15 protein-coding genes and 1 pseudogene are annotated in these 21,021 nt (G+C 54.9%); 14 read left to right on the top strand and 2 right to left on the bottom strand.

The genetic code is table 11. The features are described from left to right. Positions 1-24 precede the first annotated feature (24 nt). Entirely contained in the window at positions 25-483 is a 459-nt protein-coding gene (locus tag ACZ41T_RS08845) for a hypothetical protein (protein ID WP_464921034.1), read from the top strand. After that, positions 461-775: a type II toxin-antitoxin system RelE/ParE family toxin gene (locus ACZ41T_RS08840; RefSeq protein WP_464921033.1), complete on the top strand. Its 315-nt coding sequence runs from the start codon at positions 461-463 to the stop codon at positions 773-775. Before ACZ41T_RS08845 ends, ACZ41T_RS08840 begins: the two co-directional genes overlap by 23 nt. 106 nt (positions 776-881) lie before the next feature. Here the strand turns inward: ACZ41T_RS08840 and ACZ41T_RS08835 are convergent. Beyond that, positions 882-1,010, bottom strand: a pseudogene (locus tag ACZ41T_RS08835) (IS1595 family transposase); the annotation flags it as partial. A gap of 879 nt (positions 1,011-1,889) precedes the next feature. On the opposite strand from ACZ41T_RS08835, the gene ACZ41T_RS08830 reads away from it, so the two are divergent. From ACZ41T_RS08830 to ACZ41T_RS08790, 9 genes are all read left to right on the top strand, one after another. Further along, positions 1,890-3,152 (top strand): glycosyltransferase, encoded by a 1,263-nt coding sequence (locus ACZ41T_RS08830; protein ID WP_464921032.1) that lies wholly within the window; start codon positions 1,890-1,892, stop codon positions 3,150-3,152. 11 nt (positions 3,153-3,163) lie between these two features. Then, on the top strand, positions 3,164-3,952 hold the full coding sequence (locus ACZ41T_RS08825; RefSeq protein ID WP_464921031.1) for an ABC transporter permease: 789 nt from the start codon (positions 3,164-3,166) through the stop codon (positions 3,950-3,952). Further along, positions 3,952-5,166, top strand: coding sequence for an ABC transporter ATP-binding protein (locus tag ACZ41T_RS08820; protein ID WP_464921030.1), 1,215 nt, complete (start codon positions 3,952-3,954; stop codon positions 5,164-5,166). Before ACZ41T_RS08825 ends, ACZ41T_RS08820 begins: the two co-directional genes overlap by 1 nt. Next, positions 5,163-6,803: a class I SAM-dependent methyltransferase gene (locus ACZ41T_RS08815; RefSeq protein WP_464921029.1), complete on the top strand. Its 1,641-nt coding sequence runs from the start codon at positions 5,163-5,165 to the stop codon at positions 6,801-6,803. Before ACZ41T_RS08820 ends, ACZ41T_RS08815 begins: the two co-directional genes overlap by 4 nt. Continuing rightward, on the top strand, positions 6,803-10,489 hold the full coding sequence (locus ACZ41T_RS08810) for a glycosyltransferase family 4 protein (protein WP_464921028.1): 3,687 nt from the start codon (positions 6,803-6,805) through the stop codon (positions 10,487-10,489). Before ACZ41T_RS08815 ends, ACZ41T_RS08810 begins: the two co-directional genes overlap by 1 nt. A gap of 19 nt (positions 10,490-10,508) precedes the next feature. Beyond that, complete coding sequence (locus ACZ41T_RS08805) at positions 10,509-11,438, top strand: class I SAM-dependent methyltransferase (RefSeq protein ID WP_464921027.1); 930 nt, start codon at positions 10,509-10,511, stop codon at positions 11,436-11,438. Between the two features lie 45 nt (positions 11,439-11,483). Beyond that, positions 11,484-13,199 carry a hypothetical protein gene (locus tag ACZ41T_RS08800; RefSeq protein WP_464921026.1) on the top strand — a complete coding sequence of 572 codons (1,716 nt, stop codon included), beginning with the start codon at positions 11,484-11,486 and terminating at the stop codon, positions 13,197-13,199. Positions 13,200-13,286: 87 nt separating this feature from the next. Beyond that, the gene (locus ACZ41T_RS08795) at positions 13,287-14,285 is read left to right on the top strand and encodes a glycosyltransferase family 2 protein (protein WP_464921025.1); all 999 of its coding nucleotides are present in this window, start codon (positions 13,287-13,289) and stop codon (positions 14,283-14,285) included. A 3-nt stretch (positions 14,286-14,288) separates the two neighbouring features. After that, entirely contained in the window at positions 14,289-14,777 is a 489-nt protein-coding gene (locus ACZ41T_RS08790) for a class I SAM-dependent methyltransferase (RefSeq protein WP_464921024.1), read from the top strand. A gap of 26 nt (positions 14,778-14,803) precedes the next feature. On the opposite strand, the gene ACZ41T_RS08785 is transcribed toward ACZ41T_RS08790, so the two are convergent. Continuing rightward, positions 14,804-16,354, bottom strand: coding sequence for a transposase (locus ACZ41T_RS08785; protein WP_464921023.1), 1,551 nt, complete (start codon positions 16,352-16,354; stop codon positions 14,804-14,806). A gap of 477 nt (positions 16,355-16,831) precedes the next feature. On the opposite strand from ACZ41T_RS08785, the gene ACZ41T_RS08780 reads away from it, so the two are divergent. The 3 genes from ACZ41T_RS08780 to ACZ41T_RS08770 all read left to right on the top strand — a co-directional run bounded on the left by ACZ41T_RS08780 (position 16,832) and on the right by ACZ41T_RS08770 (position 21,007). Then, positions 16,832-17,266, top strand: a complete 435-nt coding sequence (locus ACZ41T_RS08780; protein ID WP_464921022.1) for a GtrA family protein — start codon at positions 16,832-16,834, stop codon at positions 17,264-17,266. Between the two features lie 39 nt (positions 17,267-17,305). Next, the gene (locus tag ACZ41T_RS08775; protein ID WP_464921021.1) at positions 17,306-19,423 is read left to right on the top strand and encodes a DUF6311 domain-containing protein; all 2,118 of its coding nucleotides are present in this window, start codon (positions 17,306-17,308) and stop codon (positions 19,421-19,423) included. Between the two features lie 426 nt (positions 19,424-19,849). Further along, on the top strand, positions 19,850-21,007 hold the full coding sequence (locus ACZ41T_RS08770; protein WP_464921020.1) for a glycosyltransferase family 4 protein: 1,158 nt from the start codon (positions 19,850-19,852) through the stop codon (positions 21,005-21,007). Positions 21,008-21,021 lie beyond the last annotated feature (14 nt).

Below are 21,021 nucleotides of genomic sequence, written 5' to 3'. Positions count from 1 at the left end.
TTTAACATTTAAGCGGAGTTCAACATGCAACATTACACGCTAGACCAGTTCAGGGCGCTTTCCGAGTCGGGCGGGGTGATTGGGGTGACGTTACGCGGTAACGGAGGTTCGTTCTACATTGAGGCCGAGACCCGGCGTGGGGATGCGGTTCTGGTGCCTATGCGTGGCAAGAACCCGCGGCGTTTCTCTGACCCCAGGAGGGCTTTGTCCTTGTTGCGTGATCTCGGCATACGGGAAGCCAGGATCGACGCTCGTAACTGGCGACCCGAGCAGCTTGAGTTGGAAAAGGTGTCCAGGCCGGACAGGAGCGAGCAGATGAAAGCCGCGCATGCGGCGCTTTCGCATACGGACTGGCTGCGTGAGAAGTTAGCCAGGTCTGCCGCTGACACCCGCCCGCGGGTGTCACACGAGCAAGTCATGAGCGAGGCGCAAGCCATTATTGATCGAAAGCGTCAAGCCCATGCAGAAAACACCCCGGATTGAGTGGAGTGAGGAGGCCCGCGCCGACCTGTTGGCTATCGTCGATTACATCTCGAATGACAACCCGCGGGCGGCGCAAGATCTGAAAGACGAGATCGAGGCCGAGGTCAACGCCTTGCCCTCTCATCCGAAAAGGCATGCTCAAAGCAGACGTGCCGCCGGCTATCGGCAATTGACTGTGCGCAGCAATTACTTGGTGTTCTACCGCCTGTTGAGCGAGAAGTCGCCGCAGATTATCGACGTATCAGCCGTGGTGCACGCACGTAGACAGTGGCCGCCCGTTATCCAATCGTAGCCCGTCTAGCAGCCTGTCGGACTTAAAGGAAATCGGCCGCAAATCCGCTTGGCCGGTCCATGTTTCGCCGCTTTTTTGGTCAATAGAATGACTCGTGCTTATCCGGTTAGTGCCCAAGCCTACTACCTGTAGTGGGCCGTGACTTTTTTGCATAAAGTTCGGCATACGTCGGCGCCGTGACATCGTCAGCAATGCCAAGCAGGGAGCGGAAAGCGTTGAATGGATAGAAGCGGCGAAATATTGACCGGCCCTGTGGGAGCGGCTTTAGCCGCGACGCGCCGCAAGGCGCAAAGAGCAAATGTTTTCCAGGGCCACGCCGCGCCACCTTTGCGGGCTGGCGCCCGCATCGCGGCTAAAGCCGCTCCCACGGGTGTTGTCTGCGGGACGCTGGAGGGTGGGGACTTCATGGACGCCCAAAATGGCAAATGCCGTCGGCCATCCCTATGACCGGCATCCACCAAAATGGGGTTGGACACGACACGGCACGATTAAATCATCGTTGTTTGTTGGCATTGGCCAGCCCCGTGGGAGCGGCTTTAGCCGCGATGCGCCGCAAGGTGCAAAGCGCGTCAATCGGTGCACAGAGTGCACCCTACGGCACTGGCCAACACCAAAAAATAACGATAAAGGAGACTAAATCAAGGTCCTTCCACAGTTGGCTGTTGAAGTCATGTCTTGCCCCCTCCGATGAAGCCCCTACCCTGCGACAGGCGGCCCTGTGGGAGCGGCTTTAGCCGCGATGCGCTGCAAGGTGCAAAGCGCGTCAATCGGTGCACAGAGTGCACCCTACGGCACTGGCCAACACCAACAAATAACGATAAAGGAGACTAAATCAAGGTCCTTCCACAGTTGGCTGTTGAAGTCATGTCTTGCCCCCTCCGATGAAGCCCCTACCCTGCGACAGGCGGCCCTGTGGGAGCGGCTTTAGCCGCGATGCGCCGCAAGGTGCAAAGCGCGTCAATCGGTGCACAGAGTGCATACAACGACACTGGCCAACACCAATAAATAACGATAAAAGAGTCTAAATCAATAATAATGTGGGTGTGTGGCGCATCCCTGGCTTCTCAAGTTGGCCAGAAGTAATGAGATTGGCTAAACGGATTCGAGACCCCAAGTGAATAAATCACTCAGCACCATCGCCGTGGATGTAACCCCCGTCCTCCCTGGCGGGGAAAACGGCGGCGCGAAGATTTTCGTGCTGGAATTGCTGAACCGCCTGGCGGAAATGGCGCCTCAGATCCAATTTGTACTGCTCACGCAAGCTGCATCGCACGCAGAACTGGCAACATTGGATCGGCCCAACATGCGGCGCCTGATGGTCGTCGGCCCGGTGGTGGCGAACGGAATTCGCCCACATTTGATGGGCCTTGCCTCCCGCACCCTGCCGCACTTGCCCATCCGGCTGCGCAGCGTCGTTAGCCGCCTGGGCTACAAATTGAACACCCTGCTGAAACGGGGCGGATCCGGTTCGCTGTTGCGCGACATGGGCGTCGATCTGCTCTTCTGCCCCTTCACCGCCCCCACCTATTTCGAACCGGGGATCCCAACGGTCTGCACGATGTACGACCTGCAATTCAAAACCTATCCCGAGTTCTTTGCGGCAGAGAATGTCGCCCACCGCGAGCGCACCTTCATCGAGGCCTGTCGCCGGGCAACGGCACTCACCGCAATATCCGACTACTCGCGGGACGCCGCCATTGCCCATGGCCGCCTCGATCCGGCGCGCATACGCACCATCCACCTGCGCATGGCCCAACGAATCATCACTGAAACCGAGCACGACAAGGCCATATTGGGCCGCCTTGGACTCGCACCGCAGCGATACCTGATCTACCCCGCCAACTTCTGGAGGCACAAGAACCACGAAATGCTTCTAACCGCCTTCGGCATGGCTTGTCACGACGGATTGGCGGCGGATATCAAGCTGGTATGCACGGGAGCGCCGGGGGCGAGACAGGCATGGCTGATGCGCGCCGCACGCGCCATGAATCTGTGCGAGCGGGTGCTATTTCCGGGCTACCTTCCCGAGACCGAATTGGCAGCCTTGATGGCCCAATGCCGTGGTGTCGTGTTCCCCTCGCTGTACGAAGGTTTCGGTCTGCCGGTCATCGAGGCCATGGCTGCCGGCGTGCCGGTGGCATGCAGCAACACAACGTCGCTGCCCGAAGTGGCGGCCGGTGCCGCTATAATGTTCGACCCTCGGGTTCCGACGCAGATTGCCGAAGCCATTCGTGCCCTGGTTCAAGACGACGCAACCCGTGCCGAACTGATCAAAGCCGGGCTCAAGCGTGCCGCGGAATTCGCCGATACGAAGCGGATGGCCGGGGAATACCTGGATTTGTTCAATTTCGCTCTGTCCGGAGACAAAAGGCTTTGATCCATCCCGTCATGTTCCGTTCGCTATGGGCCTATCGCGGCTTCGTCTGGAGCAGCGTGCTGCGCGAATTCAACGGCAAGTACCGCGAATCGCTGTTCGGCGCGTTCTGGTCGGTGGCCAGCCCCCTGACCATGATCATCGTCTACACGGTCATCTTCAGCCAGCTCATGCGCGCCACGCTGCCCGGCCAGGAACAAGTCCCCTTCGCCTTCAGCATCTACCTGTGCGCCGGCATCATCACCTGGGGGCTGTTTGCCGAAATGCTCGCTCGGCTCAACAACGTTTTTCTCGAGCACGGCAACCTCATCAAGAAGTCTAATTTCCCCCGCATCTGCCTTCCGGCCATCGTGACGCTATCGGCGCTGATCAACTTCGGCATCGTGTTCGGCCTCTATCTCGCTTTTCTTGCCATCATCGGCCACTGGCCCGGCTGGATGGTGCTCGCGCTCATCCCGTTGCTTGCGCTGCAGCTGCTGTTCACGATTGGGCTGGGCGTCTTCCTCGGCACGCTCAACGTCTTCTTCCGCGACGTCGGGCAGCTCACCGGCGTGGTGCTGCAGTTTTGGTTCTGGCTCACCCCGATTGTCTACACCTTGCCGGCGCTGCCGGAAGGCGTGCGCAGCGCCATGCAGTACAACCCCATGCAGCCGCTGATGGCCGCCTACCAGACCATATTCCTGGTCCGCGAAATGCCCGATTTCACCTCGCTCGCACCGCTCGCCGTGCTCACCGTGCTTTTCCTGCTGCTTGGCGCCCACTTCTTTCTCGCCCGCGTCGGCGAACTGGTGGATGAGCTCTGATGGGTACGCTCGTCGTCGCCAACGTAGGCAAAGCCTACAAACGCTACCCCGGCAAATGGTCGCGTGCGCTCGAATGGATTACCGGCAAGCCGCGCCACGACAAGACCTGGGTATTGCGCGACATCAGCTTCAGCGTCAGCCCCGGCGAAGCGGTCGGCATCATCGGCGTCAATGGCGCGGGCAAGAGCACGCTGCTGAAGATCATCACCGGCACCACCCAGGCCACCACCGGCAGCGTCAGCACCCAGGGCCGCGTTGCCGCGCTGCTCGAACTTGGCATGGGCTTCCACCCCGACTTTACCGGCCGGCAAAATGCCTTCATGGCCGGGCAGTTGCTCGGCCTGCGTGCCGATGAAATCGCCGCCTGCATGCCCGCCATCGAAGCCTTCGCCGAAATCGGCGACTACATCGATCAGCCGGTACGCATGTACTCCAGCGGCATGCAGATGCGGCTCGCCTTCAGCGTCGCCACCGCGGTGCGCCCGGACATCCTCATCGTCGATGAGGCGCTGTCGGTGGGCGATGCGTATTTCCAGCACAAGAGCTTCAGCCGCATCCGGAAATTTCGCGAACAAGGTACGACCTTGCTGATCGTCTCGCATGACAGATCCTCCATCCAGTCCCTGTGTGACCGCGCCATCCTGCTGGAGCACGGTTTCGTCATCAAGGACGGCAATCCAGAGGAGGTGATGGACTTCTACAACGCCATCATCGCCGAAAGGGAAAACGCCACCGTCGAGGTGAAGCGTCTTGAGGATGGCAGGGCGCAAACGAGTTCGGGCACCGGCGAAGCGCGGGTCGAATCGATCACCCTGCTCAACGAGGACGACGAAGCGGTCGAATTCATCAACGTTGGCCAATCCGTGCGGTTGAAAGTCGAGATCCGCATTCATGCCGATCTGCCCGAACTGGTCTTCGGCTACATGATCAAGGACCGCCTCGGCCAACCCGTTTTCGGCACCAACACGCATCATCTCGGTGTCGACATGAGACACCTTGCCAAGGGCGACCGGCTCACGCTGCTCTTCTCCTTTCCGGCCAATATCGGGTTGGGCTCGTATTCCGTTTCCACTGCGCTGCATATCGCGGACACGCATCTCGCGGCCAATTACGAGTGGCGCGATCTCGCGCTGATGTTCAACGTGGTCAATCTCAACCGCGATCAATTTGTCGGCGTGAGCTGGATCCCGCCGCAAGTCGAGTACCAAAGATGAGTTCAACTGGTTTTTACCGTGCGTTCGAAGAGCGCTATCGCGGTCCGCGCGACCTGATCAAGCAGCGGCTCGAAGCCTACTTGCCTTTCATTGCTCCGCTGCTGCAGTTGTACGGACCCGCCGCCACCCTGGACCTGGGCTGCGGCCGGGGCGAGTGGCTTGAACTGCTGCAAGAAAAAGGATTTCTGCCCCTGGGTGTGGATCTGGATGAAGGCATGCTTGAGTCATGCAGGGAGCGCGGCCTGCCTGCAACGCAGGGGGATGCCATTGCGTATTTGAAGTCCCTTGCCGATGCGACACAGTGCATCGTTTCAGGTTTTCACATCGTCGAGCATATTGCTTTCGACGATCTCCAAACTTTCGTGATCGAGGCGCTACGTGTGCTGAAGCCGGGAGGATTGCTCATCCTCGAGACGCCCAACCCGGAAAACATTGTGGTCGGCACCACCAATTTCTACCTTGACCCTACCCACCTGCGCCCCATACCGCCCTTGTTGCTGTCGTTTCTGCCCGAACACTATGGCTACGAGCGGGTCAAGATTCTGCGCCTGCAAGAATCCCCTGAGCTTGCGGCCAAGGAAAATATTGGTCTGTACGAGGTCTTCGCCGGGGTCAGCCCGGATTACGCCATCGTCGCTCAAAAAAATGCCTCGCCAGAGGTGTTGTGCGCTTTTGACGTTGCGTTCGCCAAACATCATGGTGTTGAACTGAATGAACTCGCCAACCGTTATGACGGAACGCTTGAACGTAGTATCAGCACACTTGGTCAGCGCATGGTCAACGCTGAAAACCAGGCTGGTGGCATGAGCGATGCGCTGGCGCGTATAACCGTCTTGCAAGACCGGCTGATCGATGCTGTTTTGCAAGCTGAGCGAAACGCGGCGCGAGCCCAGGCGGCAGAAGGCAAAGCCGATGCCGCCGAGTCCCGCGCCACCGAAGCCGAGTCCCGCGCCACCGAAGCCGAGTCCCGCGCCACCGAAGCCGAGTCCCGCGCCACCGAAGCCGAGTCCCGCGCCACCGAAGCCGAGTCCCGCGCCACCGAAGCCGAGTCCCGCGCCACCGAAGCCGAGTCCCGCGCCACCGAAGCCGAGTCCCGCGTGCAAGAGCATGGGCAACGCACCCTTGTCGTCGAGACCCAGCACATAGCACAAGCCCAGCGTATTGACGAACTAGGTGGCAATTCACACCACTGGTGGCAGCAGGTTTGCGCGCTCGAAGCGGAGAGAAATGCGCTGCGGCAAAGCTGGTCATGGCGCATTACTGCCCCAGTGCGATGCGTGGGCGGGATGGCGATCCACGCCACCTCACGCCTCCGAAACGCTACCAACCATGCCGCGCACCTCAGCATCAACGCCCTGCAGCGCCCTCTTGCCGTGATAATGCGTGCGGTCTTGCGACACCCCAGCCTGAGCTACCGTCTGAATCAGCATCTGCTGCGGTATCCCTCGCTCCACCAACAACTGCTGGGGGTGGCGCGCAGTCAAGGGGGCATGCCGGGCGCGTCAACGTATGTCCCGCCTTACCCACCATCGACGATGGCGGAAACTGTAGCTCCCGGTCACCTCACACCGCACGCACGTCAAATTCACCACGATCTCAAAGCCGCTATCGAAAGCCGCCAGAAGGAAAACAGCTAATGCGCATCGTCATCGACATGCAAGGTGCGCAAACCGAAAGCCGCTTCCGCGGTATTGGCCGTTACACCATGTCGTTCGCCCAGGCAATCGTACGCAACTGTGGCGAGCATGAAGTTATCCTCGCGCTAAGCGGCCTGTTCCCCGACACCATCGAATCCATTCGCGCCGCGTTCGACGACCTGCTGCCGCAGGAGAACATCCGCGTCTGGCACGCGTCAGGCCCGGTACAGGAAGAGCGGCCCGGCAACGAAAGCCGCCGCGAAACCGCCGAACTCCTTCGCGAAGCCTTTCTCGCCAGCCTGAAGCCAGACGTCATCCACATCAGCAGCCTGTTCGAGGGCTATGTGGACGATGCTGTCACCAGCATTGGGCGCTTCGATACCGACACGCCGACCAGCGTCATCCTTTACGACCTCATTCCGCTGCTGAACCCCGACCATTACCTCAAGCCCAACCCGAACTACGAACGGTACTACCTGCGCAAGGTGGAGCATGTCCGGCGGGCGTCACTTTATCTCGCCATATCGGACTTCAGCCGGGAGGAAGGCATCAAGGCGCTTGGCGTGGAGGAGAACAGAGTCGTCAGCATCTCCACCGCCATCGATGCCCACTTCCAACCGCAAACCATCGACGAAGCCACCGCCAGCCGGCTGAGGCAGAAATTCGGCATCTGCCGACCTTTCATTCTCTACACTGGCGGTGCCGACGAGCGTAAGAACTTGCCGCGTCTCATTAAGGCGTTCGCCACCTTGCCTGCCCCGCTGCGCGCGAGCCATCAGTTGTTGCTGGCCGGCAAGATGACGGATGGGAATGTTGCGGAATTTAAACGACTGGCAAAAGCTGCCGGTATCAAGTCGGATGAGTTGTGCTTCACCGGTTATGTGTCGGATGACCAACTCGTCCAGCTTTACAACCTCTGCAAACTGTTTGTCTTCCCCTCTTGGCACGAAGGGTTCGGCCTGCCGGCGCTGGAGGCCATGGCCTGCGGCGCCCCGGTTATAGGCGCCAACACTTCCAGTCTGCCGGAGGTGATCGGTTTGGACGCCGCTCTGTTTGATCCGCTCGACGTGGCCGCAATTGCTACCAGAATGGCCCAGGTACTGGAAGACGACGCATTCCGTGCCATGCTGCGCGAGCACGGCTTGCAGCGGGTGAAAAAATTCTCCTGGGACAAATCGGCCAAACGGGCGATTGTGGCCTGGGAGTCGCTGCATGGTGACCATGAGAGATCGAACAGCTACCTCGACCACTCGCTCTCCAACAGCAGACTCATCCAGGCTTTGGCCCAACATATTCCCGCACCTGAATCACCGACATTAAGCACGCTTGCCGCCTGCCTCGCGCAAAACCAGAGCGCAGGTATCGAGCGCCAGCTGCTGCTGGATGTCTCCGAACTGTGCCAGCACGATTCCGCCACGGGTGTGCAACGGGTCGTCCGCAGCTACCTGAAAGCCCTGCTGCAATCGCCCCCCGCCGGCTTCCGCGTTGAGCCGGTCTATGCGACGCAGGTTGAGGGCTACCGCTATGCGCGACGCTTCACCCAACATTTTCTAGGCCAGGATGCACAGCGACTGACCGACGACCTGGTGCAATGGCAACGCGGCGATATCTTCTTCGGCCTCGACATGCAGCATCATGTGCAATTGGCGCACGCCGCGTTCTACCGCCAACTCCAGCGCGAGGGGGTGTCGGTTAAGTTCCTTGTGTATGACCTGCTGCCGATTCAGCTGGCCGATCTGTTCAAGGACTCGAACGCCAAGGACCTCCACGAACAATGGCTAACGATGATCGCCGCGACAGATGGCGCGATTTGCATATCGAAATCGACTGCCAATGCGTTCAACAACTGGATTGACAAGAACGCCATCTACCGGACGCCAAATTTTCAAACTGCCTGGGTGCACATCGGCGGCGATATCGAAGGTTCCCAGCCTTCGCAAGGCTTGCCGCCTGAAGCACCTAAAGTGTTGGACGCCTTACGCAGCCGCCCAAGCTTTCTGTGTGTTTCCACCTTGGAGCCGAGAAAAAGGCAACAGCAGATCGTCGACGCCTTTGATGTGTTGTGGGAGGAAGGGCTGGATGTCAACCTTGTCCTCGTTGGGCAGCAGGGCTGGAAGATCGAAGCCTTGGCGGAAAACCTTCATAAGCACCCCGAAAAAGACCAACGCCTGTTTTGGCTGCAAGGCATCAGCGATGAATATCTGGAGCAGGTATACAGCGCCAGCGCTTGTCTGATTGCCGCCAGCATCAACGAAGGCTTCGGCCTCTCGCTCATCGAGGCGGCACGCCATACAGTCCCCATTGTGGCGCGCGATATTCCCGTGTTTCGTGAGGTGGCCGGCGATTGCGCCTTCTATTTCTCCGGCGATACGCCGCGCGATCTGGCCAACGCGCTTAAGGCCTGGATCGGCCTGCATCAAGAGGGGCGCCACCCCAAGTCGAGCGAACTGCGCTGGTCAACTTGGCAAGAAAGTGCCGAAAAACTCAAGATTGCCCTCGTTCAGGAAAATTACCCCTGCCGGCAATTGCTGGTGGATGTTTCCGAACTGGTGCAACACGACGCCAAGAGCGGCATTCAGCGCGTGGTGCGCAGCATCCTTAAGGAATGGCTGCTCAATCCGCCGGAAGGCTATCGGATCGAACCGGTGTATGCCACGGTTGAACAAGGCTACCGCTACGCACGGCAATTCACGCAACGCTTCCTCAACACGAATGAAGGGGCGCTGACTGAAGAGCCGATCGACTATGCGCCTGGGGATGTCTTCTTTGGTCTGGACTTGCAACCGCAGGTCCAGGTGGTGCAGCGGGCGTTTTATCAAACCATGCGCAGGCAGGGGGTGCAAGTCAGGTTTATGGTCTATGACCTGCTGTGCGTATCGATGCCGCAGTATTTTATCGGTGGGGCTGACGCAGCTTTCGCCCACTGGCTTGGCGTGGTGGCTGAATGCGATGGCGCAGTGTGCATTTCCGAATCTGTGGCTAGTGAATTCTCTGCATGGGTCGGCCAGAATGGGCCTGACCGCAAAAGGTCGTTAGCCATCGATTGGTTCCATTTGGGTGCCGATGTCGATAACTCACACCCCACCATGGGCTTTCCGCCGAATGCGGAAGCCATCCTCGATCAACTTCGCGCCCGCCCCAGTTTCCTCATGGTCGGCACCCTCGAACCGCGCAAAGGTCATGGCCAGGTGCTGGATGCCTTCGAATTGCTCTGGCGCTCAGGTATTGATGCCAACCTGGCCATCGTCGGCAAGGAGGGCTGGATGGTCGATGATCTCGTTTCCCGCCTGCGCTCCCACCCGGAATTGAACCAACGCCTGTTTTGGCTCGAAGGCATCAGCGACGAGTACCTGGGAAAAGTCTACGCCGCCAGCACCTGTCTGATCGCAGCCTCCTACGGCGAAGGCTTCGGCCTGCCCCTCATCGAGGCCGCCCAGCACAAGCTGCCGATCATCGCGCGGGATATTCCGGTGTTTCGCGAGGTGGCGGGGGAGTTTGCCTATTACGTTGAAGCCAAGTCATCAGATGCCCTGGCACATGCAATCAAAACGTGGCTCACGCTGTATGACGCGCAACTGCACCCCACGTCAACCAAGATGCCTTGGTTGACGTGGCAAGAAAGTGCTCGTCAGCTCAGAAATATGGCCCTATCCAATCCCTGCCACCAGCAGTCATCGACTACGTAGCAAAAGGAGTATCAGCTTGTTGAAAAGAGTCATTCGCGCAGTGCGTCGGCAATTGCGGAAGGAACCGGAGCCGGATGCGTTATTCCCACTGTCACCCCCCCTTCCTTTGCCGGCCGGGGTGTCGGAGCAACAACTATTCGATTTCGTAACTTCGGTGCGGGTCCAGGATGCACCCGAATCGGAAATGCGTGCCTACGGGACGCAAGATTTCCGCCGATTCGTTCATACCTGGGGCCTGGCGCGCGACATCAAAGGAAAATGCCTTGAGCTGGGCGGCAACCCGTATTTCACGACCATGCTGCTAAAGAATTTCACCGATCTGGACATCAGCCTGGCCAATTATTTCGGCCATGAGAATAACGGTGAGCATGTGCAGGCCGTAGATTATCTTGAATTGAATAGTGGCGAGAAGAAGTCGGAGCGCTTCACCTACCAGCATTTCAATATTGAGAACGACAGCTTTCCCTACGCCGATGGCGAGTTTGATCTCGTAATATTCGCCGAAATCATCGAGCACTTGCTTAGTGATCCCTGCAAGGTGTTGCGCGAAATAAAGCGGGTGCTCAAACCAAACGGCACATTGATTCTTACTACGCCAAATGTGGCCCGGTTGGAAAATGTCACCCGGCTGATCAGCGGTGCCAACATCTATGACCCCTACAGTGGTTACGGCCCATACGGGAGACACAACCGCGAATATAATCGGCATGAACTGGATCAGTTATTGCGCTTTGAAGGCTACGAGCCTGTTGAATGTTTTACCGCCGATGTCCATGCCAATAATGCTCAGGCATTCTGTCCGGTGGATAAAGTAGCCGATTTGTTAAGATTCCGTGAAAACGATCTTGGCCAGTACATATTCGTCAAGGCAGTTGCTAAGACGGGAGAGCAAAACCAAAAGAGACCGAACTGGTTGTACCGAAGCTACCCCGAGGGAGGAATTTGCTGATGCCGTCCCGCAAGAGCAATCAATAGATGAAAAATAAGAGAATTGATGAAATTTGACACGCGCTCATTTGCATTAAATGTTTTTTCGTTTTTATTAATCTTATGTTTAATGCTGTTACACGTTTACACGGGGGAATTAATTCTTACGGGTGATGAGCCACGATATTTGTACGTGTCTGTTTCAATTTGGGAAGCAAACAACCTAATCTTACCTTTAAGCGATTGGGTGCAGTGGCAACTAACGCACAGTTTGCCTGGAAATATACCGGCTGATAGGGGCATTCATTCGGTTATCCACTCTGCATTGATCTCGCCCTTGGTTGGATTGGGTGGATTGGCGGCGGGAAGATGGGGGCAATTTGCCGTTGGCGTTTTTCCTTTACTAGTTGTACTGGCCAAATACCCGAATCTTCTAAAAATTGATGCGCTACTATGGGTGTCTATTTATGCAATATCATTGCCGTTCTTCCCATACCTGCGGCTGCTGTACCCGGAAATATGGCTATTCTGCTTGTTATCACTGGTGCTGATCGGTTTATCGGGGACTAAGCTTACAAAACGCGGCGCATGGATTTTATTTGCGCTAATTATAAGCATGCCTTTTTTTCATGTGCGGATGTCGCTAGTTGCTTTAGCTTTAGGAGCTGTGCTGTTATATCGTGTATTTAAAGAATCTTTTTTTTCGCGTGCAGAGCTAATATTGCTGACTATCATATGTTTGACTTCATTTATTCTTTTCATATTGTATAATAAATTTTTAGCTGGAAGTGGTTTCTCAGCTTCTGCCCCGTTTTCCCCAGCTATCGATGTTTTTTTCGAGCGTTTGGCTGTGCAATTGCTTAGTTTTAGGCATGGTGTCATTCTATATAGTCCAGTCGTGATTGTTGGGGTTAGTGGATTAATTATTGGCGCCGTAAAGAAGAATTTTTATGTTACCTTGTGTGGGCTCATTCTTTTTCTTTATTTGGTTACATTTGTTTGGGGCGCTGCTAGTGAATCATATACTGCTAGATTTTGGGTTGCTATATTACCTACATTGATTATTGGTTCAGTTTTCTGGTGGCGTTCTGTTGGTAACATTTGGCGGTGGATTATTGCCTTACCGTTGATATTTATAAACATCGTTAACTCTGCTTTATTTGTAGCCAAACACTATTTATTTTTAGAAAACAGATTTGGAAGTGTAAGCTATGATGAGCTCTACTATATATTTGGGAGTAAATTACATCTAGGCCTCATTGCTTTGACGGATCCCTTTGATTTTGCCGTGGCAGGAATTGACAAAGATCACTCGAATTTGCTCGCTTTATCGGTCTTGTTGATATTTATACTTTTGGCGGCTTTCCTTGGTATTTACAAGCGCTACTCAAATTTATTCGGAATTGCCTTAACTTCCTTATTTATTTATCTGCTTAATTCGTGCCTACTGATCCAGTACGAAGCGCATCAATATACATCCGAAATTGGTGTGGATGGACAAGGTCAAACTTTCATGCGTTTTAAATTTAATGATGAACAATACGTTCGCGGCATAAAAATAGGGAAATACCGGGATGCGCTGTTGTGGGGCATACAGGACGAATTCCCTAAGTCATTTCTAATAACCGGCATTGAATCGACAGGCAATGTTACACTGAGCAGTACCACTCCTGGTCGTCAACTATTAAAATTCGAACAGCAAAAGATGAAGGAAATTGTTATAACTGCCATTGGTCAAAACGCTTCATCTAAGTGGGCACACTTCGATATTAAATTGTTTTGAAACTGTTAAAAAATAGAATATAAACGTGGTTTGTCTAGTTGTTTCAGGAATATAATTTCAAAATCGCGATACATTTTGGGCGGGGCTATGATATTAAACATAGATAAAAATTACGAAGGGACAGCGGTCGAGATGCGTAAAGAAGCTAACATTATGTTGTCGCTAGTAGTGCCTGTATATAATGAGTCAGAAACAGTTAGCTTGTTTTTAGATGAAGTATGTGAATTATTTTCCGGTATTACATCTGTTGAGCTGGATGTTGTTTTTGTCAATGATGGCAGTACTGACAGCACTCTTGAATGCCTCCTAAGGCTGCAGGCACTTTATTCATCGATACGTATTGTCGATTTGAGCCGCAATTTTGGGAAGGAAGCGGCTCTTACAGCGGGGCTGAAAGTCGCATTAGGTCAAGTTGTTGTGCCGATTGATGTTGACCTTCAGGATCCGCCCGAAGTGATTCTTCAAATGCTTGAAAAATGGCGTGAAGGTTACGATGTTGTGTTGGGCAAACGTATTAACCGTGACTCGGACTCGTGGGCCAAGCGACAGTCGGCTATATGGTTTTATCGAATTCATAACAGGATTTCTGATCCAAAAATTCCCGAAAATGTTGGGGATTTTCGCTTGATGGATCGCGCGGTTGTTGAAGCACTGAATGAATTGCCTGAATCCAGGCGCTTTATGAAAGGGCTATTCGCTTGGGTTGGATTCCGTACTGCTACTGTTGAATATGTAAGAGAAGAGCGGGTTGCAGGAAAGACAAAATTCAATGGATGGCGACTTTGGAATTTCGCCCTGGAAGGTTTAACTAGCTTTAGTACTTCTCCCCTTCGTATCTGGACATACCTTGGGAGCGTGATAGCCTTGATCTCATTCCTATATGCTTCTTTTATCATTCTGAAGGTAATAGTGAGTGGGGTAGATGTACCTGGCTATTCTTCGGTCATCGTAGCAGTTACGTTTCTCGGTGGACTTCAATTGGTGGGGATTGGAATGATAGGCGAATATCTGGGCCGAACCTATATTGAATCAAAAAGGCGTCCTGTATATCTTATAAGGCAAATCTACAATACTATTAAGGATTAAACAGTGGATCTTAAAGAAACTGATATTCTTGGCGAAGACGTATCGCAACACTGGTACTACCGGTCAAAAGCGAGAGCGATGGCCAAGTTGCTGGTTAAAACTCGTCCTTCATCCATCTTGGACGTGGGTGCGGGCTCTGGTTTTTTCTCGCGCTATCTGCTGGATAGTACTGCGGCTCAAGTCGCTTGGTGCGTAGACATAAGTTACGATTGTGACTCAGACGCTCTTCAAAATGAAAAGCCTATTCATTTCAGGCGATCTATTGATCATATAGAATCAGATGTAATCTTATTAATGGATGTGCTAGAGCATGTCGATGACGATGTTGGACTTCTTAAGTACTACGTTGACGCTGTAGAAAAACCCCTTTTCAGCCAAATTGGCGACGTAAAAAACGGCGTGGAATTTCCACGCCGTTTTCAATTCATGATTTGCAACTTACCGAACCGATTCGGTGGGATGTTCCGATCAGTCATGGCAGCATCTGATTGACGTAGTGCGGGCTGCCCGCCCCGTCCCTACTGCGCATACCCGTGATGCGCCAGCTTCTCGATGTTGTGCACCAGGCAGTAGAGCTTCCACTGCGCATCCACTTTCTTCTGCCCCCGCAAGGTGAAGCGGTTGAGCTGTTTGTTGTGCCGCAAGTTGCCGAACACCGGTTCCACCGTGGCGAAGCGTCGTCCGTATCGCGCCTGTCCTTCCGGGCAATCGATACGGACTTTCATCTTGTCGGTGAAGGACTCCGTGCCGTCAGCCTTGCCCTGAAAGAAACTCACTTGCCGGGTCTTGGTCCTGGTCGGCGTGCGTAGACACTTATCCCGTTGTGCGCACGGTACGCAGTCCTGCTGCGCGCCCTGAAATTTGACGGCAACGAAACCATTGATGATGCAATGGCTGCCGTTGCCGTAGAGTGTCTTGCCCGCAGGGCAAACGCAGGTCTGCGCGTCCATGTCATAGCGAAAGTCTGCGGGGCGATAAACAGCAGTCGGCTTCTTCTCTTTCTTCTGGCCGGATTTGTCGTGCAGAGGATCGGGGGCCTGCTTGTGTTTGTCCTGATCCTTGAAGCGTGGATCGCGTTGCCGCATACCGTTGTCGGCAATCAAGGCGTCCACTTCCAGTTCAGTAAGTTGCTTAAGGTTGGCTTCTGAGTGGTAACCCGCGTCCGCTGTGATGAGGCTGGCCGGGGTGATGAGTGGAGCATCATTCAATGCGACCTGGATGGCTTTGACCACCGGTACCAGCAGTTCCTGTTCGCTGCCGGTACCGTGGGCCTGCGCGTCCACGATGATCTGGTGACGGGCATCGACGGCGGCCACACCCGTATAACCCTGGATGACGCCTTTGCTGGTCGCCATCTTGGCGGATTCGTTGTCGGTGCGGTTGCTCTTCCGTATCGTGCCTTTGCTGCCCTTGCGATCATCGGGATGAGCGGTGAGCCATTGACGCAGTTGGGCGGCATCGGTTTGCAGGCGGCTGATGCGCTGGACTTCTTTCTGTCTGAGGTCGGCCTCGACCGGTTTGCTGTCCTCTTCCCGATGCCGTTCGAGCATGACGCGGGCAGCGGCTTCGAGCTTGGTGGCCTGGTGCTCGAAGTCGGCACGGGTGCCGCTCTTCTGTTTGCTGGCGTTGCTGGGCAGCTTGACGCCGTCGATGGCAAACATCTCGCGTCCGATCAAACCCTGCCGGTCGCACAGGTAGAGGATTTGGGTGAAGACGCGGGCGATGTCGTCGGCAAGCTTCGAGACAAATCCGGCAATCGTGGTGAAGTGGGGCTGGGTGTCGCCTGACAGGGCGATGAAGGTGACGTGGTCACGGCAGACTGCTTCAATGTTGCGACTGGAAATAATGCCCTGGCTGTAGGCAAACAGCACGACCTTGAGCAGCATGGCAGGCGGATAAGCCGCCGCACCGGTCGCGTCGTTGTTGAAGCGGGCATCGAAGCTGGACAGGTCCAGCTCGTGGTCGATGAGGTGATTGAGCGCGTGCTCGAAAGTACCGGGAAGCAGTTGCCGTTGCAGGTCGACGGCAAGGAAACGGGGGCTGGTGTCGATATGCTTGTAGCGCGCCATGCGGTCTGTGCCATCACAAAATCAATGCAGCGATGTTGATGCAGGCGGGAGGCTGGGGCAAGATGCGGGAATGATTATTTTTAGGGGCTTTTTATACAGCCTCGTTAGTAAAGCCCCCAAAGGCGCTCGATTTTTAATTTCCGTCCCTGCGTTCCAGTTCCTTTGGAGTGACCATGACGTGTTTCTTGAACACAAAAGGCGGTACACTCTTAAGCAACTCGAAGAGGTGGTTAGTCAAGCCGGGCTGCAGCTTCGGCATAGTAGTTACTTTTTCGGATTGGTGTTTCCTCTTGCGGTAGCAACGCGTCTCGCCAATCGTTGGCTCGGCGTAAGCACAAGAGGAGGTAAAAGATCACAACTGACGACGCACAGCACAGTTGTTAACGAAGCTTTAGCAAAAGTTTGCGAGGCAGAACTCCCGCTACTGGCGGTCAACCGAATTGTCGGGCTGACAGCGTTCTGCTTAGCTGAACGACCATGAAGCCAGTTTTGGCTAGATTCAGGGGTGGAATTCCGAAGGCGAGTCTCTGGCAAGAACTCTTTCTTGCAAGCCGGTTCGTGATTATTGGGGTGGTCGCAGCATTGATCCACATGGCGGTAGTTTGGACGCTGATCGAATCGAAAAGCATTACCCCGGTTCTCGCAAACTTCATAGCCTTTTTAACTGCATTTTTTGCAGCGTTTATCGGGCACTATTTCTGGACTTTTCGGGTGCCTGGAAATCCACTACATGCAATGCGCCGATATTTCTTTATTTCCGGCTCCGCCTTTGTTGCAAATACTTTACTTCTAGTAGGTTTACTGAAAAGTGGCTGGTTATCTCCGGTTGCCGCGGCAGTCGCGGCTGCTGCAGTTATCCCTCTTATTACCTTCCTGGCTAGCCGGCTATGGGGCTTCCGCTCTACGATCTAGGATGGTTAAAGCCCCGCCTTAACTGCTGACTATCAATACATGAGCACCAGCTATATGTTGAAATATCGTTTGGCGACTATTGGTCCGATCCTGCTTGGCATTGTTGCATTTTTTGTTGTCGTTGGACCAAATGTGCTTTACCCAAGCAACATTGCTTGGCTAGGTGCCGGGGACCCGGCGACTCACTACCTCGGTTGGCACTTTTTTAGGAACTCAGAATGGTCTTTTCCTGTTGGCCTTAACCCCGGCTACGGCCTTGAGCTGGGTAATGCGATCCTGTTTTCTGACTCGAATCCTTTGCTCGCTTTTCTGTTTAAGCCTTTTTCTTCTGTGCTACCGGTTACCTTTCAGTATTTTGGCATCTGGTTGTTGGCCTGTTTTGTATTACAAGCATTGTTTGCCTGGAAGCTTGTTGGGTTAATTTCGAAGAGTGCCGTTATTCGTTTCTTAGGTGCAGGTCTCTTCGTATTTGCGCCGCCGATGATTTGGCGCATGCATGGTCACCTCAGTCTAGCGGGCCATTTCTTTGTTCTTGCCGGGCTCTACCTGCTTCTCCGTCCAACGGTGGAACGGCGCGCGCCGCTATGGGCGCTGCTCCTAGGCACGGCCGCAATGGTTCATGCTTATTTACTGGCCATGGTTTCCATATTGTGGCTGACGGATTTGATTCAAGTCTTGATTCGCCGTCAGTTGACTCGGCCGCGAGTAGCGATCGAGTTTGTTGGGATTGCCTTTGTCGTTAGTGTGGTCTGCTGGCAGGTTGGCTATTTCGTCATAGGGACAAGTATTTCCGTTGGTGGTTACGGTGAGTATCGGATGAATCTATTTTCCTTCGTTGATCCAAGCGGATGGTCTTATGTGCTAAGGGATATTCCAGAGGCTATAGGTGAATACGAGGGCTTCAATTTTCTCGGGCTTGGTGTCCTGATGCTGGCGATTGCCGGCTTTCCATCGCTCATCGCGGGGCGTTCTGGCTTATGGTCGGCTGTTCGCACCCGCGGGCCTTTACTGCTGGCACTCGGTGGGCTGTTCTTGTTCGCGGTGTCGCACAAAGTCGGTGTCGGCTTGCATGAGTTTAATATCGTAGGACTTGGAGACTTACTCATTAAAGTGGCAAACGTGTTCCGTGCGTCCGGAAGAATGGCATGGCCGCTCTACTATGTTCTGATCCTTGCATTGATCCTTGTTGTGGTTCGTGGAAATTCCTCTCGCGTAGCCGCTTTGTTGTTGGGTCTAGCGTTTGCAGTGCAGATTGCAGACACGAGTGCTAATTGGCTGAGTCTCCGCAATAAACTCATGTCGAATCCCTCTACGGTATGGGAGTCGCCTCTGAAGGACGCGTTCTGGTCTCAAGCTGCTAGAAAGTACGGAAAAGTTCGTTGGATATACCCGGGCAACCAAACTCCCCATTGGCAATCGTTGAGTTATTACGCCGCGCGTTTCGGGCTTACTACTGATGCTGTTTATCTAGCTCGCGTTGATTCGAAGAACCTGATTGCGGCGCATGAGAAAGCCGCAGCAGCAATTAGGGAGGGCCGCTATGAGAGTGATTCGCTTTATGTCTTGGATTCAGCCTCCGCCAGATCTGCTTTCCTGACGCTCAACCGCAATATTGATCTAATCGCGAAAGTCGATGGATATTATGTGATCGCGCCTCGCTGGATCGGCTGCGGCGAATGCAGTCGCCTTGCGAAAGAAGTCAAGTTTGGCGACCTATTTACCCCGGTTAAGGTGGGGGAGCGGATCGAGTTTGCACAGTCAAGCAACGGTACGCAATATCTTGTTTCGGGCTGGTCCGGGCACGAGCCCCAAGGGACTTGGAGCGATGGTAATGTGTCTGTGATTGTTTTGCCTTTCGTGGGCAGCCTGCCAACGCGACTTGTGATTGAGGGAAATTCACTGGTTTCTTCGTCCCATCCACAACAAAGAGTTGAGATCTTCGTCAATGATGTTCGGGCAACGGCAGTCAGTATCACCTCCATTTCAGATAATCATATCGAGGTCTTAGTTCCTGAAGAAGCGAGAGGGCGAATCACCGCAGATGGCCTATTGCGACTCCAGTTCGCGTTCCCCGACGCCGCGCGTCCGGTAGATCTGGGTATCAATGACGATCCGCGGCGGCTTGCGCTGCATCTGATGGCGATAACCCTAATGTAGGCGGGTGAATTTCCCTGGTTGTGCCCAAACCGCCGTCTGCCTTAGGAGCGGCGTTAGCCGCAAGGCGCAAAGGCAAATGCTCGCCAAGGTCTGCCGTGCCACCTTTGCGGGCTGGCGCCCGCATCGCGGCTTAAGCTGCTCCTACGTGCCGTCTGCGGGATGCCGGGGGATGGGGGCTTCATCGGGGCGCCCGACAAAGGCACGGCAGGCAATGTCCCTGCGGGATGCCGAGGGGTGGGGCTTCATCAGGGGCAAGGTATGAAGTCAGCAACCAACAGGGCTGTAGCCCCATGCGATGATGATGCGCATGGCGCACCCTACGAAAACGATGGGTTGCATGGCGTTTCTTGGGAGATAGACTCTCATGCCATGAGGTCAGGTTGCCACTGGCAACGGCATCGAGCCAGGGCGAAGGAAAAGTGAACCATGCACATCGGCTTTGATATTTCCCAGACGGGTAGCAGCAAGGCGGGCTGCGGCTATTTCGCGCACGCGTTGATCAAGGCGATGATCGAACTTGCGCCAGAGCATCGATATTCGCTTTTCCCCAGCTTTGGTGATTTCTATTTCGATTCGATGATGCCGATTCTGAATCCCTATTCGGGCCGTGAGGTTCATTACGGGCCGCGGCATCTTACGCGGGAAACGGCGCGTGTGTTTTGGACGGGGGCCGGTGCGGAAGCCTCGCTGGGCAAGCCGGAAATCATCCATGCCAACAACTTCTGGTGCCCGACTCAACTGGCGTCGAGCCGCCTGATTTACACCTTCTACGATATGAGCTTTGCGGTTGAACCCGCCTGGACGACCGAGACCAATCGGGTGAGCTGTTTCGATGGCGTATTCCGTTCGGTGATGGCGGCGGATTGGGTGGTGGCCATTTCGGAGGCTTCGCGAACGCAATATCTGAGCGTGTTTCCCCACTTCCCGGAGGATCGCATTCGGGTGATCTATCCGTGTTCGCGGTTTGCGGATTCGTCAGCTGTGGGCAAGCGGCCCAAGGCGCTTGATGACGTACCCGCCGGGAGCTATTGGTTGAACGTGGGCACCATCGAGCCGAGAAAGAACCAGCGCCGTCTGGTTGAGGCGTATGCCAGCTACCTGGCGCTGGGGGGCGCGCCGATGCCGCTGGTGTTGGCTGGTGGCAAGGGCTGGCTGATGGAGGATTTTCAGAAGCACTTGGTTGAGTTGGGCGTTGAGGCTCACGTCATGATGATCGGTTACGTATCGGATGATGAGTTGATCTGGCTTTACCGGAATTGTTACGCAAACCTGTACCCCTCGTTGTTCGAAGGTTTCGGGTTGCCTGTTCTGGAGGGCATGCAGTTCGGCGCTGCGACGCTGGCTTCGAACACTACTTCGATTCCGGAGGTGGCAGGGGATGCGGCTATACTCATCGCCCCCGAGGATACCGAGGGGTGGGCGCAAGCGATGTTGCGGCTGGCTGGGAACAGGTTGGAAAGGGATCAATTAAGTGCCGCTGCGCTGAAGCAGGCCGGGCGGTTTGACTGGAAGCGTAGCGCGGAAGCTTTGCTGCAACTTTACGAAGAGGCGCTGGCTTCTCCAAAACGGCGGATGGCGACATGAAGCGTGCTCGTTAG

It is taken from the genome of Thiobacillus thiophilus (genome assembly GCF_055378705.1).
The sequence above is the reverse complement of the archived record's forward strand: the minus strand, read 5'-3'. Positions and strand labels throughout refer to the sequence as shown.